The 15821-nt window shown below is 68.0% G+C and carries 15 protein-coding genes and 3 pseudogenes; 9 read left to right on the plus strand and 9 right to left on the minus strand.

Features of this window, described 5'->3' with window-relative positions; translation table 11 throughout:
- Positions 1-16: 16 nt before the first annotated feature.
- Complete coding sequence (locus tag QMZ92_RS24860) at positions 17-763, plus strand: SDR family oxidoreductase (protein ID WP_283299690.1); 747 nt, start codon at positions 17-19, stop codon at positions 761-763.
- A 16-nt stretch (positions 764-779) separates the two neighbouring features.
- Entirely contained in the window at positions 780-944 is a 165-nt protein-coding gene (locus QMZ92_RS24865) for a hypothetical protein (RefSeq protein ID WP_283299691.1), read from the plus strand.
- Here QMZ92_RS24865 and QMZ92_RS36485 read toward each other — a convergent pair.
- Positions 873-1471 (minus strand): annotated as a pseudogene (locus QMZ92_RS36485) (transposase). The gene QMZ92_RS24865 and the pseudogene QMZ92_RS36485 overlap by 72 nt on opposite strands.
- Positions 1429-1727, minus strand: a pseudogene (locus tag QMZ92_RS24870) (transposase); the annotation flags it as partial. The pseudogenes QMZ92_RS36485 and QMZ92_RS24870, both read right to left, overlap by 43 nt.
- A gap of 678 nt (positions 1728-2405) precedes the next feature.
- Between QMZ92_RS24870 and QMZ92_RS24880 the strand changes: the two are divergent.
- From QMZ92_RS24880 to QMZ92_RS24890, 3 genes are read left to right on the plus strand one after another with little or no spacing between them, the layout of a single operon-like run.
- Positions 2406-3233: an alpha/beta fold hydrolase gene (locus QMZ92_RS24880; protein ID WP_283299692.1), complete on the plus strand. Its 828-nt coding sequence runs from the start codon at positions 2406-2408 to the stop codon at positions 3231-3233.
- Positions 3226-3834 carry a TetR/AcrR family transcriptional regulator gene (locus QMZ92_RS24885; protein WP_283299693.1) on the plus strand — a complete coding sequence of 203 codons (609 nt, stop codon included), beginning with the start codon at positions 3226-3228 and terminating at the stop codon, positions 3832-3834. Before QMZ92_RS24880 ends, QMZ92_RS24885 begins: the two co-directional genes overlap by 8 nt.
- Positions 3831-4199 carry a hypothetical protein gene (locus QMZ92_RS24890; RefSeq protein WP_283299694.1) on the plus strand — a complete coding sequence of 123 codons (369 nt, stop codon included), beginning with the start codon at positions 3831-3833 and terminating at the stop codon, positions 4197-4199. The genes QMZ92_RS24885 and QMZ92_RS24890 overlap by 4 nt, the downstream gene beginning before the upstream one ends.
- 318 nt (positions 4200-4517) lie before the next feature.
- Here QMZ92_RS24890 and QMZ92_RS24895 read toward each other — a convergent pair.
- From QMZ92_RS24895 to QMZ92_RS24915, 5 genes and pseudogenes are all read right to left on the minus strand, one after another.
- Positions 4518-4850 (minus strand): annotated as a pseudogene (locus QMZ92_RS24895) (ISAzo13-like element transposase-related protein); the annotation flags it as partial.
- Positions 4847-6016, minus strand: coding sequence for a GDSL-type esterase/lipase family protein (locus QMZ92_RS24900; protein ID WP_283299695.1), 1170 nt, complete (start codon positions 6014-6016; stop codon positions 4847-4849). The pseudogene QMZ92_RS24895 and the gene QMZ92_RS24900, both read right to left, overlap by 4 nt.
- Positions 6017-6092: 76 nt before the next feature.
- Positions 6093-6224, minus strand: a complete 132-nt coding sequence (locus QMZ92_RS24905) for a hypothetical protein (protein WP_283299696.1) — start codon at positions 6222-6224, stop codon at positions 6093-6095.
- Positions 6225-6854: 630 nt separating this feature from the next.
- Positions 6855-8321 carry an FAD-binding oxidoreductase gene (locus tag QMZ92_RS24910; RefSeq protein ID WP_283299697.1) on the minus strand — a complete coding sequence of 489 codons (1467 nt, stop codon included), beginning with the start codon at positions 8319-8321 and terminating at the stop codon, positions 6855-6857.
- A 301-nt stretch (positions 8322-8622) separates the two neighbouring features.
- On the minus strand, positions 8623-9501 hold the full coding sequence (locus QMZ92_RS24915) for an alpha/beta fold hydrolase (RefSeq protein ID WP_283299698.1): 879 nt from the start codon (positions 9499-9501) through the stop codon (positions 8623-8625).
- A gap of 133 nt (positions 9502-9634) precedes the next feature.
- Here QMZ92_RS24915 and QMZ92_RS24920 point away from each other — a divergent pair, with 133 nt between their 5' ends.
- The 4 genes from QMZ92_RS24920 (at position 9635) to QMZ92_RS24935 (ending at position 14258) form a co-directional block, all read left to right on the plus strand.
- A complete protein-coding gene (locus QMZ92_RS24920; RefSeq protein ID WP_283299699.1) occupies positions 9635-11581 on the plus strand; it encodes an AfsR/SARP family transcriptional regulator in 1947 nt (648 codons plus the stop codon).
- Positions 11582-11678: 97 nt separating this feature from the next.
- On the plus strand, positions 11679-12413 hold the full coding sequence (locus QMZ92_RS36490; protein WP_502962127.1) for an IclR family transcriptional regulator: 735 nt from the start codon (positions 11679-11681) through the stop codon (positions 12411-12413).
- A gap of 220 nt (positions 12414-12633) precedes the next feature.
- Positions 12634-13572, plus strand: coding sequence for a carbon-nitrogen hydrolase family protein (locus QMZ92_RS24930; protein WP_502962128.1), 939 nt, complete (start codon positions 12634-12636; stop codon positions 13570-13572).
- Between the two features lie 287 nt (positions 13573-13859).
- The gene (locus tag QMZ92_RS24935; protein ID WP_283299701.1) at positions 13860-14258 is read left to right on the plus strand and encodes a hypothetical protein; all 399 of its coding nucleotides are present in this window, start codon (positions 13860-13862) and stop codon (positions 14256-14258) included.
- 17 nt (positions 14259-14275) lie between these two features.
- Here QMZ92_RS24935 and QMZ92_RS24940 read toward each other — a convergent pair whose 3' ends face one another.
- Together QMZ92_RS24940 and QMZ92_RS24945 are read right to left on the minus strand one after the other, a co-directional pair.
- Positions 14276-15397, minus strand: coding sequence for an IS630 family transposase (locus QMZ92_RS24940; protein WP_349307762.1), 1122 nt, complete (start codon positions 15395-15397; stop codon positions 14276-14278).
- 130 nt (positions 15398-15527) lie between these two features.
- Positions 15528-15821: integrase core domain-containing protein (locus tag QMZ92_RS24945; protein WP_283299703.1), on the minus strand; the 294-nt coding region annotated here is incomplete at its 5' end.

Consider the following 15821-nt stretch of genomic DNA (forward strand, 5'->3'; position numbering starts at 1 on the left):
AACGGAGCAACTCGGCATGACTCAGTACCGCGACAAGAATGTGGTGATCACGGGTGGCAGTAGCGGCATGGGACTCGCGCTCGCGGAACTTCTAGTACACGGCGGAGCCCGCGTAGTAATTACCGGCCGCTCTCAGGACAAGCTCGACGCAGCGGGCAAGCGGCTCGGTGCAAATGCCGTCACTTTCCGAGGCGATGTGGCCTCACTGTCCGACCTGGACACGCTTGCCGACCGCGTGAAGACCGAGCTCGGTTCGGTCGAAGCCCTGTTCGTCAACGCCGGCATTTCACCCCTCACACCACTCAGGTCGACGACCGAGGAAATGTATGATGAGCTCTTCGCGATCAACGTCAAGGGCGCCTTCTTCACTCTGCAGAGGCTTGCCCCGTTGCTGAGCACGAACGCCGGCGTCGTCCTCACCACCTCGATCGCGAACGTCATCGGCAAGGTGGACATGAGCGTCTACGCGGCCGGCAAGGCGGCACTGCGCTCGATGGCCCGCACTTTCTCCCGCGAGCTGCTCCCACGAGGGATTCGCGTCAACGCGATCAGCCCGGGCCCCATCGACTCGGGAATTCTGGAAACGATGAATTTACCCAAAGAGGCCATATCCGAGTTCAGGGAGGAGCGGATCGCAAGCAATCCCATGGGGCGTTACGGCACCGTCGAGGAGTTCGCCAAGGCTGCCGCATTCCTCGCTTTCGATGCCACCTACACCACGGGCATCGAGCTGGCCGTGGACGGCGGCGAAACCCAGCTCTGAGAATGAGGAGGATTTGATGGAGCGGACCGATCGCTGCGTTCTTATTGAGCCGGAACTGTCGGGTTTCCTACTGGATCGTGCAGCGAACGTGGCGGGCGGCGAAGTAGCTTCAGACGATGTGGGGCTGTTTCTGGCGTCGGCGCAGGAAGCGGCGGGTGTCGTGCGCGAGACCGTCGGGTGAGGTGGCTCGGGCTGCGTGGGCGTGGTGCTTTAGATCAGCGTTCAACAGCTCGTCGGGATTCGGTTCGGGGCTGTATCCGGGCATCGGGTGCAGTTCGACGCGCTCGGCGCTTTCGGCAAGCCAGGCCGGGACGGCTTTGCTGCGGTGGACCGGTGCCGGTCGGCGATCACGTGAACCTTATGGCCGGCGTGCCGGGCGAGGCGGTCGAGGAACGCGCAGAACACCTGTGAGGTGAACTCGCCGCGGAAGACGGTGAACCACAGCACCCCTCGAGAGGCGACGGCCGACATGACGTTGCCCCTGAAGCGGCGGCCGTTCACCCGCACCAGCGGGGTCTGCCCCACCGGGGCCCAGGACCGCGTCCCGACGGGGCGGTGTCGGCCGTAGACCGCACTGATCAGCCCAGGCCAGCTCGGCTCCCTCCTCGCTCGCCCGGGCCCGGATCGCCGGATACCCCTCTTGAAGCCACCTCCCAATGACGTTGTCAAGCCGTCCTTGTGACCGGGAGTCCGCCTTGATAGCACCACCCGTCACGGATCAGGGCCCACCGGACGTTCACTCGCCGACGGGCCAGCGCCAGGACCGCTTGGACATGCCGCTTGCCTCGGCGCGCTTGCGTTCGTAGAAGCTCCCGGAAGCATCGCAGTTGCGAATGCCGATCAGTGCGGAGGTGTGGAGAACGCGCTGGAGGCCGCGGTGGTAACGCCGCGGCCGCTGCAGGTTGCCGGTGACGCTGCCCGAGTCCCGGGGAGTCGGGGCGACACCGGCCATGCTGTCCAGCCGACGCCGCCTCGGCGCCCACCGCCGCGCGCGGCTATGACGGCGGCAAGATCAACGGCAGGCGTCGGCATGTCATCACGGACTGCCTGGGCCTGCTGCTGATGGTGCCGGTGTGTGCCGCGAACGTCACCGACCGCCAGACCGCCCCGCGTCATGCTGCCCCACCTGCGGGCCGATTCCACAAGATCTCCCCGAAGTGCGCCACGATCGACCCCGCGACCGGGACCTCCACCACTTTGGGCGCCGGGCATCGGCTCCTGCGCCTCCTGCGCGGCCGCATCCGCCGCATCCGCCGCATCACCGTGGGGCGGCCAGAGCCTTGGCCGTCTCCACCCGAGCGATCATCCTCACTCCAATATCCCTTCGGCCGCGGCGAGTTGGGGCAGGAACCTGTCCGCCTCCAACTGATGCCTCCACCCGCACCCGGGCAGCAGCCCCCGCCCCTCCAACAATCCCACCACCGACGCCACCGGCTGCTCCGCATAGTCGAGGACGAACTGATCACCCGAACCCTCCCGCGACGACCCCGGAGCCATGCCTGAACAGCGGAAACTCGGTGATCACATCCGGTAGGACAACGGCTTCTCACCGGGCTTGCCATGGATCCTCACGCACTGACCTTGACCGCTGTGGCTAATCGACATAGCTTTTTGGCTATCTAAATTAGCTAAGGAAATCGACATGACTGAGCTACTGAACGTGGAAGGCGGCACCCTCGCCTACGAGGTGACCGGCTCCGGGCCGCTGATCGTGCTTGCGCACGGGATCGGCCAGAGCCGCGACGCCTATCGGTTCATGGTCCCGGAGCTGGTGGCCGCCGGTTATCGGGTCGCGGCCGTGGACCTGCGAGGCAGCGGCGAGTCGACCGCGACGTGGCCGTCCTACACCCGCACCGACATCGCCGCCGACCTGATCGCACTGATCGAGCACCTCGGCGGTCCCGCGGCGCTGGTCGGCCACTCCATCTCCGGCGGTGCCGCGACGATCGCCGCTGCCAAGGCGCCGGCGATCGTGAGCGCCGTCGTCGAACTGGCGCCGTTCACCCGCAAGGTGGAGTACTCGCTGAGCGCCCTGGGCGTGTCCCGCTACCGCAAGGCCGCGACGGCGATCTTGGCCGTCGCGATGCTCGGCAGCCACAAGCGATGGCGGAAGTACCTGGAGATCGCGACCCCGGAGCCGCGCCCGGCGGACTGGGCCGCGAGTCTTGAGCGCACCGACGCGATGCTGCACGAGCCGGGCCGGATGAAGGCCCTGCGGAAGCAGATGAACAGCGCCGCCGACGCCGGTGCCCAACTCTGCAACGTGCACTGCCCGGTCCTGGTCGTCATGGGCACCCTCGACCCCGACTGGGGTGACCCGAAGGCCGAGGGCGAGGCCATCGTGGCCGCGCTGCCGGAGGGCGTCGGCCGGCTCGAGATGCTCCCGGGGGCGGGCCACTACCCGCAGGTCCAATTCCCTTCGGCGGTGGTCGGTCTGGTGCGCTCGTTCCTGGAGACGGCCCGTGCCTAGGGCCGGACTCGACCGGGCCACGGTCATCGCGGCCGCGTCGGAACTCGCCGACGAGGTCGGCTTCGCCGGCCTGACCATGGGCCTGCTGGCCGAGCGGGTCGGCGTGCGGACACCGTCGCTGTACAAGCACGTCGATTCGCTGGACGCCCTCCAGCGGGGCGTCGGCCTCCAAGCCGTCCGTGACATCGGCGCCGTCCTGACTCGGGCCGCCGTCGGCCGGTCCGGTCCGGACGCGGTCCGCGCGATCGCCGAGACGTACCGGAAGTGGGCTCTCGACCACCCCGGCCGGTATGCCGCCAGCGTCCGCGCCCCGCGCCCCGAAGACGAGGAATACCAGGCCGTGGCCTACGAAGCGGTGCAGATCCTGGTCGACGCGGTCGCCGGCTTCGGGCTGACAGATGAACGCGTCATCGACGCGGTCCGAGCCCTGCGCACCGTGATCCACGGCTTCGTCGGCCTCGAAAACGATGCCTTCCGGATGGAGCGCGACAACGCCGAGAGCTACCGGTTCGTCGTCGACTCGCTCATCAGCGGCATGCAGGCCGAGGCCGCCGTCGGCGGGCCCGGCACCGCGCCGCTCCATGCCGGGGAGGGATCATGACCCAGGCCGCCGACTCCCCGAACCGCACCAACGCCGCCTCCGGGCTGCGGTTCCTGACCGAACTGATCGGCTGGATGGCCACCTCGTGGGCGTTGCACCAAGTCGGCTGGGCAGTCGCGATCGCCGCGTTGGTCCTGCTGATCGGACTGCCGGCGGTCTTCGGGACACCCGGCGACCGCCCGTTCGACCCGCCGGTGGCGATTCCCGGTGCGGCGATGCTCCTGCTCGTGCTCCTCGAAGTGACCGCCGCAGCCGTGGCACCGTGGTTCGCATGGCCCACGTGGGCGGCAGTTGTCGCGACAGCGCTGGCCGCGACGTCGGTCGTGCTCGAACAACCCCGCTGGCGTTGGCTGCTGCACCACTAGATCACGACTCGACACGCACCCTAGCTGTCCCCAAGTCACAGTTCACGGCGGGTTGTTCACGGAACGAGAGCCTGTCCGCGCAAGCCCCAGACGAAGCCCGAAAGCGGCGCGAAGGGGCCCGTGCCTACCACTGAGCAGCGGTGCGGCTGCCGGCCGCCGCCGAGTTCGACCAGCAGGGCGAGCTCCCCCACCGGATGCGGTCGGCGCTGGCCCGGCGCAGCATCAGCAAGCCCGATGAGAAGGCCTACTACTACTTCGCCTACGTACCCCCTTCACCTCGCGGTCCGGGAACCGGTACGGGCCGCCGGGGCGCGCTGAGTGCCCCTGCCGGGTCAGCTCCCCGGCCAGGTTCCGCAGCGACTTCGTGGTCCAACGCAGCAGCGACATCGGGTCACCGCGTTCATCCGGCTCGACCAGGCTCTACAGAGGTTTGAGCAGGTCCCGATCGATGGCTCCGGCCCGCTTGCGGCCTCCGCGCGGTGCACGCGTTCGACCCTCCGGCAGCGGCCCGCCCCCGCTTCCAGCTCCGACACTCCACGCCGCACGGGCGGTGCCGCTGACATGCGCGATCCGCGCCACCGCCCGTACGCCGCCGGGCCCGATCGGTCGGGCCTCGGTAGCCAAAGCCAGCCGCCGCTGCCGCTCGTTCAGAGGGCGAAGGGGCCGTTGTTTGCGAAGACGAGCTTGACGAAGTTCTCGCCGATGCGGCGGTGCCCTTCGGGGCTGGGGTGGATCGCGTCCGGCAGGGGGAACTCGTCGTGGTCGCTCTCGCCGTAGAGATCGAGCCCGTCGAGGTAGTGGAGGTTGGGGTCCTCGACGGACCGTTGCTCGACGATGTCGGCCAGGACGTCGCGGACGATCGTGAGCGTGAGCCGTCCGGCGCCGGTCTCGGCCGGGTCGCCGGTGGCCTTGAACTTCAGGGTGCCGTCGGAGAGGTCCGGCATGAGAGGTCCGGGCGTGTTCTCGTGAGTCGGACACAGGACAGGGGAGACCAGGAGCAACGGGGTGGTGGGGTGGCCCTCGCGGATGGTGTCGAGGAAGCCGTGGATGGCGGGGGCGAAAGTGCGCAGGCGCATGGCGTCGCCGTTGACGACGTTGATGCCGAGCTTGACGCTGATCAGGTCGGCCGGGGTGTCGCGCATCGCGCGGGCAGTGAACGGGTCGACCAGGGCGCTGCCGCCGAATCCGAGGTTTATCAGCTCCACATCGCCTGCGAAGGCGGCCAGGGCAGGCCAGATGGTGCTGGGGAAGACGGCGTTGGATCCGTGGCTGATGGAGCTGCCGTGGTGCAGCCACACCCGGCGCCCCTTGTCCGGGGTCGGCTCGACGGGGGCGTTGGTACGTAGGGCGACGACCTCGGTGATCTCCGCGTGCGGGAGCCAGATCTCGATGTCCTTCTCGCCGGCGGGCAGGTCGGTGAAGTGGGCGGTACCGGCGGGGCCCGGGGTGAATTCCGCGGTCTGGGTCTGCATATCGGTGATGGTGCGCAGGTTCCCGCCGTCCACGGTGGTCTGGGCGGTGAGGCGGCCGTCGACCAAGAGGTCGTAGACGCCGTCCGGCGGGGGCGGGAAACCCCGGTAGACGCGTTTGGTGGGCAGGGTGTCCAGGCGGATGGTGGTGGCGCTGGTACGGAAGGCCAGCCGGACGCCGGAGGGCTGGGCCTCGGCCACGGCCAGCCGGTCGTCGGGGATCTGGCGGCGCGCCCAGGCAGGCAGCCGGTGCGGCAGCAGGCCATGGGCAGTTTCTTCCACGTCGAGGTGCCCGCGCAGGAAGTCGGCGGTGATGGAGGTGGTGATCAGATTCTGTTCGGTACTCATTGTCTCAAGCCTTTTCATTCTGGGGTGTGGTGTCGGGTCGGGATGGGGGGATCCCGTCGCGGGGTTACGTGGCCGGTCAGGGGCTCTCGCGGCGCTGCTCCCGTTTGGACGGCGGCCGCAGCAACGCCGCTCCGCGCAAGGGCAGAGGGGCCTCGGACTCCTTGGAGGGGCTCTTGTCCGCGATGAACAGCAGGCCGGGGCAGGGCATGTGATGCCTCTGTCTTTGGCAAAGCGAGTCGTCTGTATCAGGTTCTCCGGCCGGCATGAATGGCGTCGCTAATCGTCCGCACCACACGGTCAACGCTTTCCACATGGAGTCTCCGGCGACCAGCGGAGGCCGGAGGATGTCCCAGCCGAATTCCGGTTGAGGTTCGACGGCCTTCACGAGACGCCCAGTGCCGAGCCCCGCACTGCTCGTCGGACGAGCGCATATCCAGCCTGAGTGCGGCGTCGCCTTGTTCTCAGCGCCGCGTCCGGGGAGCAGGACCAAATGCGGCACACCCGCCTCCTTCTCCCGTGCCGCGAACTCGCGTACCGGGTCCGGGGCGGACGGTGACACCCCGTAGGCAGTCTTGACTCTTCGGAGCGGCTGTCCTTCCGGCGGGGTCGGTCGCGCCGAGCGGGCTACGGTTGGACCGCGGTGCGTAACTGTGCGCAGTGCATCGCAGACGGGCGGCGACCTGTCGGCGGAGCTCGAGCGTAGCGCCACGTACGAGGCCGGCCTTGTTGCTCATGAACGAAGTACCCGCCCTGTCGCGTTGCGCGGAGAACTGTCCGACGACCCGATGCCCTTCTCCGGAGGGGGCGCCAGCACCCCCGGCTGCGCCGGTTCCACGCTTCACGCAGGCCTGGAACCGGCGCCGGCAGTCCCGCTGGGGAGCGGCGTGGCGGCGAAGACGGAGTCCGGGTCGACCGCAGACTTCACGGCGAGCAGCCGTTCGGTGTTCGGCCCGTAGGACTCCGCAACCTGGTCGGGAGTCTCCGGCCCCAGGAAGTTCACGTAGCCGCCCGGCAACGAGAACGGCTCAAGCGCCGCGTGCAGCTGTTCCAGCCAGCGCAGGTGCGGGGACCTACCTTCGCCACCTCCTGCGTTGTCCTGGCTTTCGCGGTCCTCCCACAAGGAGATCAGCTCGACCATCAGGTGCGGTTCGCGTCGGCCGAAAGCCGTCGAGCCGAGGGGCAGACGGGCGGCGGCACCATGGAACTGGTGCCACACGATCGCGGAGAACGGTGAGGTGAACTCCCGGGCAGCCCGGTCCAGGACGGTCGCGATGGAGCCGGAAATGGTCTGGACGGTGCGCGTGCGAATAGCGCCCATCCGCCCGGGTGGGAACATGGCGTCCGTCGCTGCCAGTGCCGAGGAACGGGCGACAGGTCCAACGTCGGCCAGCACGGGTGTACCGAGTCTGGCCAGGGCACGCACCGGCCCGTTCTCCGCGTTTCCCACCTCGATGTCCCCTGACCAGGTCGGCGCGACGTACACCGTCGGCTTCCCGTCCGGGCCGGGAAGGAACCCCACGTCCACCGTCAGCTCATCCGGGCAGTCCTGAAGGATCCCACCGAGGTTGGCGAGAATGTCGGCGCTCTGGGCAATCGGGTACAAGATGGTTCCCGACACCACTGTCGGCACGGGGTGCAGACGGATCCGCGCCGACGTCACGACACCGAAGTTGCCGCCGCCGCCGCGCAACGCCCAGAAGAGGTCCGGATGATGTTCGGCGTCGGTGTTCACTCGTGAACCGTCGGCCAGGACTACTTCGGCGCCGAGCAGGTTGTCTGCTGCGAGCCCGAACTGCCCGATCAGGGGGCCGTATCCGCCGCCGAGCGTGAGACCGACCATGCCGACGGCGCCAGCCGTTCCGGTGACGGCGGTCAGGCCCGCCCTCTCGGCGGCGGATACGACGTCGGACGAGAGCGCCCCGCCACCCACCGTCGCGACACGGCGGCCGATGTCGACCCGGACTCCCCGCATATCGGTCAGATCGAGAACCAGTCCACCGGGACGGAACGCCCGCCCCCAGAAGTCGTGACCCCCGCCGCGCACCGACAACGGCACCCCGTGGTTGCGAGACGCGCGTATCCCAGCCTGCACGTCAGCGGTGGTCGCGCACCGCACGACGACAGAAGGACGGACATCGACCGCTGCGTTGAACAACGCCACTGCTTTTGCATACTCCGGTCCGTTGGTGAGCACACGGCCCGCAGGGATTCTGGACCGCAGCTCAGCCAGTAGGGCTGTGCTGACCTCGTCGCGGGTATCGGCATTGGCATTGGCATTGGCATTGGCATTGGCACGAGACTGCATGGTCACTCCTGTGTGTCACTCGCTGGTGTGGACGTTGACGGCGGCGGCATGGAGCCGGAGACCGGCGCGCGGTCAACGAAGGTCGGTAGCATCCGCCCCGGTCGGCGGGGGCGTTCCAAGCCCCGCCGACCGGCCTCTCGACGATGTGTCGCAAGTAGAGCTGGCAGAGTCCGGAGAACTGTTCGGTGTCGTTCCTCGGATCAGCCCGCCGGTGATCCGTTGGGCGGGCCACTTGTCGTTCCGTCGCCAGATCTCGATGAGACCTCTGGTGAGTTCGGTCGACACCGGCCAGCCACGGAGATCACCGCTTCACCAGGTTAAGGATCAGTGTGGCGATGTCCTCCGGAGCTTCCTCGGCCATGAAGTGGCCCGCCTGGGTGGTGAAGTGCTCAAGGTCAGCGGCCCACGGGCGCCAGGTCGCAGTGGCGTCGAACCCCAACTGCTGGCCCCAGTCCTGCTGGACGACGGTCACCGGCATGGTGAGCTGGTTGCCGGCGTCGAGGTCGGCTTGGTCGTGTTCGATATCAATGGTGGCTGTGGCGCGGTAGTCGGCGACGATCGACGGAACTGCGTCCCGGCATGCGCGAAGGTACTCGGCGCGCACGTCCGCCGGGATCGCGTGGGAGCTCATGGACCAGGCGTCGAGGAAGTGGCCGAAGAATGCGTCGGCGCTGTTGGCGATCATCTGCTCGGCCAGACCGGGCGGCTGGGCCATCAGGTACAGGTGGAAGGCGACGGCCGCGTTGACCCCGTTGAGGACGTTCCAGGTGTCCAGGGTGGGAACGATGTCCAGGATTCCCAGGTGGCTGATCCGGTTCGGGTGATCCAGGCCGGCCCGGAAGGCAACGTGTGCGCCGCGGTCGTGCCCCACGAGCGCGAATTGGTCGAGCCCGAGTGCGTCGGCCAGGTGGATGATGTCCGCGGCCATCGTCCGCTTCGAGTAGGTGTCCTCGCCTACCGCTGCCGGCTTGCTGCTGGCGCCGTAGCCGCGAAGGTCGGGGCAGACCACGGTGTGATGCTGGGCCAGGATGGGAGCGACATGCCGCCACATCAGGTGGGTCTCAGGAAAGCCGTGGAGCAGTACGAGGGCCGGCCCGTCTCCGCCGACCGCCGCGTTCAGCTCGACCCCGTCAGCCACGCCGATCGGCCTGGTCTCGAACCCCGCAATGGTGATGCTCATCGTTGCCGATTTCCCTCTCTTGAACGTGTGAGCTACTGCCGCTCACGCGTAGATGTATGAACGACAGGAAGGATCGGAGAGCCGGATTAGCAGTGGATCAGCAGCGCAGCCCGGAGTCGACGACAATGAGGACATGGAGATCCACATCAGGGTGCTCGGACCGATCGAGGTCAGAGATGCCGAGGGCCGCCCTGTTGCGGTGGGCAGCCAGCGCCGCCGCGAGCTTCTGGGGCGGCTGGTCGCGGCCGGCGGCCGGGCCGTCCCGCTTTCGGTGCTGGTCGATGATCTCTGGGAGGACCCCCCGACCACCGCGGCCGGTACGGTCCGCACCTTCGTCGCCGAGCTGCGCCGCGCCCTTGAGCCGGATCGTCCCCCGCGAACCCCCTCGCAGGTCATCAAGACCGTTGGTACCGGATACGCCCTACGGATTCCACGGGCACACGTCGACGCCCACCGATTCGAGGACACCCTTGCGGACATGCGCGACGCACCCAGCGGCCAGGTTGCCAGTGCGCTGAGCGAAGCGCTCTCGTGGTGGCAGGGCGAGCCGTACACAGACCTCGACGCCTCGCGCTGGCTGGCACCAGAACGCGCCCGCTTGACAGAGCTTCACTGTCAAGCCGTCGAAATGCGCGCCCGAGCGGTGCTCGACCTCGGACGGGGCGCGCCCCTCATCCCGGAGCTGGAGGCTTTCGCAACCGCACATCCGTGGCGGGAGCATGCCTGGGTCCTGCTTTCCCATGCCCTCTACCAAGTCGGCCGCCAAGTCGACGCTTTGGCCTCGCTGCGTGCCGCACGAGCAAGGCTGCTGGATCAGTTCGGACTGGAATCGGTGGACAGTCTCGACCATCTCGAACGTGACATCCTCCGGCACGCCGCGCACCTCACGCCCGCACCCCGGGACGAGGACCGGCTGCGCCTGCTCACGCGCACAGAAGCGACAGGGACCTACACACGGCTGCGCTCGATGAGCTCTGTGGCCAGGGCCGCCGCGGTTACAGGTGGCACCAACCTGGTACTTGCCCAGGAGCACCGCGCCGCGGCAGCCGCGGAAGCGGAACGGACTGGAAACCCCGACCTCACCGCCCGAGTGATCGCGGCGTACGACGTCCCCACCATCTGGACGCGCGCCGACGACCCCGGACGGTCCGAGGCCCTGGTGGCAACCACTCAACGCACTCTGCACCGGCTGGGGCCAGGGGCATCACCAGCGCTTCGAGCACGTCTCCTCGCCACCATCGCACTCGAGCATCGCGGAACCCGAGACCAGTTCGCCGCCGAGGCGGCGAGGGAGGCCGAACAACTTGCTCGGGACCTCCACGACCCCAACGTGCTGGTGCTCGCGCTCAACGCCCGGTTCGTGCAGTCCTTCCAGCGCCCCGGGCGCACCGGCGAACGCGATGCCATCGCCGGCGAGCTCATTGAGCTCTCCGCGCGACACGATCTCCCACTGTTCGAGATTCTCGGCCATCTGATCAAGATCCAGGTCCATGCGGCGCGCGGCGACACCGGGACCGCGCAACGCCACGCCGAGGCGGCCGAGCGGCTCGCCGCCCTCCACGAGGCCCCACTCGTTCCCGTTCTCACCGCCGCTTTCCGGACCATGTGCCTGGCAGAACGATCAAACGATGCCGCCGAGGTCGCTCACGCCTATCGCACCGTAGCCACCGACCTCGCTGGCGCTGGCATGCCCGGGGTGGAAGCCGGCGTCTTCCCGCTCGCGCTCCTCTCCCTCCGCATGCGTCACCACCGTCCCGCGCCAACGGACCCCGACCTGGACTGGGGCCCCTACCGTCCTTGGGTCCAGCCCCTCCTCGACCTCGCCCGCGGCAACCTCGCGGCGGCCCGCCACGCCGCCGACGCCCTGCCCACGCCCCCCGCCGACCACCTGTATGACGCGCTCTGGGCCGTCAACGCACATACAGCGACTCTGCTCCACGACGAATCACTCGCCGCACAAGCACACGACGCCCTCTCCCCCTTGCGCGGCGAGATCGCGGGCGGAACGACGGCCATGATCACCTTCGGCCCCGTCAACCACATCCTGTCGACCCTCGATCAGCACCTCAATCGGCGGTAGCACCCACCTCTTGAGCCGGGGGCTTGCCCCGGGGCCGGGGTCGGGTTCAGGGCGGAGAGGCACGCTGCCCGCCGGAGACGCACAGGGAAGAGGACCATTGCTGAGTGGACGCTCAGAGCGGCGCGGGGTCCTCGATGGTGCCTTTGCGGTTCTCGGTGCCTTGGAGACCTCCGGCACTCCGGTGCGCTGCGCGGAGATCTCGCGCGCCACCGGGATACCGAAGCAGACGGTGTCCCGGTTGCTGGCGCAACTGGAGGCGCACGGCGCCGTGGCCCGGGTGGGCGAGGGTTTCAGTATCGGCTCGGGCCTGTTTCGCCTCGGATCGCGCTGGTCGGGGGCGCAGTTGGCCGCAGTCGGGCAGCCCGTACTGACTGAGCTGCGTCGACGTACAGGGGCGACCGTTCACCTCGCGGTCCTATCGGACGACTCCGTTTGCTACGTAGCCAAGCTTGTGGGGCGCGACGGGGACATTGCGCCTTCAGAAGTCGGACGCCTTCAGTCACCGGTTCGTAGCGCGGTCGGGAGGGTCCTCATCGCGGGTCTCCCGAGCGAGCAGCGTCGACGAGTACTGGGAGCCGTGACCGATCAAGAGATCGCGAAACGCGCTCGCGCAGCCCTTGACGGATTCGTCCGCTCCGCCGTGGCTTTCGACCACGAGGAGGTGAGTGCTGGGCTGTGCTGCGCCGCTGCGCCCGTCCTTGCTCACCGCAGGTCCATCGTCGCCGCGCTGTCGGTGTCCGTTCCGGTTGCCCGTCCGTTGTCTCCCTTGGCAGCCCAGGTCCGTGCGGCTGCCCGGGCGCTTTCACAGCTACGCGACGCCGTCCCACCATGATCCGCATGCACCGGGATCGTCCTGATCCGGCCCGAACCAACCCGTCGTGCCCTACCCGTCCCGCTGAATGGGTCATGGCTTCCCCGCACGCGCCGCCATCGGCACTCTGGCGGGCATGACCAGTGACGACAGCACATACAGCAGCCCAGACCCAGGTCCGGGACAGGCCAGAGTCGTTCGGGCCGGAGTGGTGCAGGCCGCCCCGCTTCCGTTCGATCCCGTGGCCACACTGGATGTTGCAGAACGGTGGTTGTCCGAGGCGGCCGAACGAAACTTGGACCTTGTGGTGTTCACGGAGGCGTTCATCGGCGGATACCCCAAGGGATCGGCGTTCGGCGGAGTGGTTGGCGACCGCACCGCTGCTGGACGAGACGAGTTCGCCCGCTGTTGGAAGGGCGCCGTAGAGGTTCCCGGCCCTGTCACGGACCGCCTGGGCCAACTGGCGGCCAGGGCCCGGGCGCACCTGGTGGTCGGCGTCGTCGAACGCGACTACGGCACGCTCTACTGCACGGTCCTGTTCTTCTCCGACACGGGAACACTCCTCGGGAAGCGGCGCAAGCTCATGCCTACCGGCGCCGAGCGGATGATCTGGGGATTCGGCGACGGCTCGACTCTTGACGTGCACCGTACGAAGCTCGGGCGGCTCGGGGCCGTGATCTGTTGGGAGAACCCCATGCCCGCGACGCGGCTGGCCATGTACGCCCAAGGCATTGAACTGTACTGCGCGCCCACGGCGGACAGCAGAGAAAGCCACCATGCGACCATGCGTCATATCGCCGTGGAAGGCCGATGCTTCGTCCTGGCAGCCAACCAGTGGCTGCGCACCAAGGCATTCCCCCCGGACCACCCCACGCCGTACGGTGACGACCCAGAGCACTTCGTATCCCGAGGCGACAGCAGCATCGGCCCGCTGGGCGAGGTCCTTGCCGGACCTGTCCCGGATGAGGAAGTCCTGCTGACCGCAGACCTCGACATGACGCGGATCCCATGGGCTCGCTATGACTTCGATGCAGTCGGCCACTACGCGCGCCCCGACATCTTCCGTCTCTACGTGGACACAACAAACCGTCGTGCCGTACAGACCGGCGACACAGCCAGCGTATGTCTCTCGAACAATCTTCCCAGCGAGTCCACCTCATGGCGTGCCCGCGCCTCCTAGCGACACGACCGACACCTCCATCCTCTCTCCGAAGCCCTCCGGCCCGCTTGGACGCCTCCTATGAATGCACAGCCCGTCACCATCCCCTCCGCACACGACATCGCGGATGCATCCAGACGGATCCGCACCGTAACCCGCCGCACACCCGTGCTACAGGTGGCGGCGGGAGAACTAGTGCTCTGACCGGGAACGTTCGCCGGGTTCGTGGATGGCAAGTGGCGACTTCCGATGACGGAGATCCGCCCCGTACGATCTTGAGTCCATGCCATAGATGCCGGAGGGCGACGATGGAAGAGCCGCGGATACGCCTCGGCAACGATGATGTGTGGCTGGAACTGGCTCGGACCCGTGCGGACAGCTGGCAGATCACCGCAGATTGGTCCTCCTGGCTGACAGCTGACTTCACCGCGGATCTCAGCGCTGCGGAGGTCGTGGACTTCGTGGCCCGCATGCTCTCTCACCTGGGCGCGCCGTCGCGTGGACGCTTTTCGGCAGCGGTGACTCCCGGTCGGAACAATCCGCTGACGCTGAAGGCGGAGCCAGTGGGAGACGGTTTCGCCTTTTTCGTGCGCCTGACTCCCAACGGCGACGACGACGTGTGCCATTTGCAGATGGAGATCGATCCGATCGCCACGTTGGAGCTTCGTGAGACCTTCAGTGCGCTGCACGCGGCGCTGGTGGTCTGACTCCCGGAGCGTTTTGGTCAGGCTGCCGTCGTGAGCGGGCGTCCGCCCCAGCGGATGCCCTTCTCGCTTCGGATGCGGGCGCGTTCCTTGCGTTCGGCGGCCAGGACGTCGCGGTGGCGGGCGTTGGCGTTGCGCCAGCGCAGGTAGGCGTGCAGGGCCCTGGTCTGGACGGTGTGGTTGGGGTGGTGGGAGTTGGCGATGGTGAACTGCCTCAGCGGTCCGAAGTGCGCCTCGATCGGGTTTGCCCACGAGGCGTAGGTCGGGGTGAAGCACAACTCGACCTTGTGCTTCTTCGCCCAGCGGCGGATGTCGGCGCCTTTGTGGGCGGACAGGTTGTCCAGGATGACGTAGATCGGTGCGCCGTCGGACCGTGCGGCGCGAATCGACTTCAGTGCGGCCAGCGTGGTCGCAGCACCCTTCCTGCGACGGTTGACGCCCCACAGGCGGTCGTCCCCGATCGAATAGCAGCCGTGGAAGTAGCGCACCCCGTGGGTGCGGTGGTAGGTGGCCGGCACCCGGTCGGGGTGTTTCTGCCGGGCCCATCCCGAGCCTGCCGTGGGCCGGATACCGAGCGGGCCGAACTCGTCGAAGGCGAAGACCCGGTCGGGGAAGCGGTCCAGCACTTCCTCGATCCGGTCCAGCTTCGCCTCTCGCTCGGGGTCCGGGGACTCCTTCCAGGTCTTGGTGCGCTGGAAGGTGATTCCGCGGCGGGCGAGCAGGCCGCGCAATGCTTCGCGGCCGATGCGAATGACCCGGCCATGGACTTTCCGCAGGTAGGCGACGAGTTTGCGCAGTGACCAGCGGGTGAAGGGCTGGCCGAGCTTGGTGGGGCGGGTGGTGGCCGTCTGGATGACGAAGTCCTCGTCGTCACGGTTGAGCAGGCGGGGACGGCCTCCCGCCCACTGAGGGTCCAGGCAGGCCAGGCCGATCTCGTTGAACCGGTGGATCACGTCCCGGACGGTGTCCTCGTCGACCTGGACCAGCTGGGCGATCACCGGCACCCGGTTCCCGCCGGCCGAGGCCAGCAGCATCATCGCGCGCCGGTAGCGCACCGAGCTGGTGCTGCCCCGACGCACGATCTGCTGCAGCTTCCGCCCCTCCTGGTCGGTCAGTCTGCGCACACGGACAGGCTCGGCCACCGCACCCCCAGCGGTTGGATCGGACGTCATCGCCCATCCAACCGCCGCGATCACGAACCCGGCGAACCTTCCCGGTCAGAGCACTAGACATCCCCATCTGAGGTTGATCCCCGGGAGTGGACACCGAGTTTCATGCGACGAGTGACAGCGTACGTGACGTGATCAGTTGCTGTTCGAACTCGACCGGTGTGAGGTAGCCGAGGGCGGAATGCCGACGGCGCCGGTTGTAGTACGACAGCCAGCGGAACAGCTCCAGCCGAGTCTGAGTCTTCGAAGTCCAGCGCCTGCCGTGGAGCAATTCGCGCTTGAGGCCCTGGAAGAACGACTCGGCGAGGGCATTGTCGTAGCTCGAGCCGACCCGGCCCATGCTGCGCCGGATGCCGTGGCGGCGGCATACCTCGGCGAAGGCGGCCGCGCTGTATTG

Source organism: Streptomyces sp. HNM0645, assembly GCF_030056615.1.
In the GTDB taxonomy this organism is placed as follows: domain Bacteria; phylum Actinomycetota; class Actinomycetes; order Streptomycetales; family Streptomycetaceae; genus Streptomyces; species Streptomyces marianii.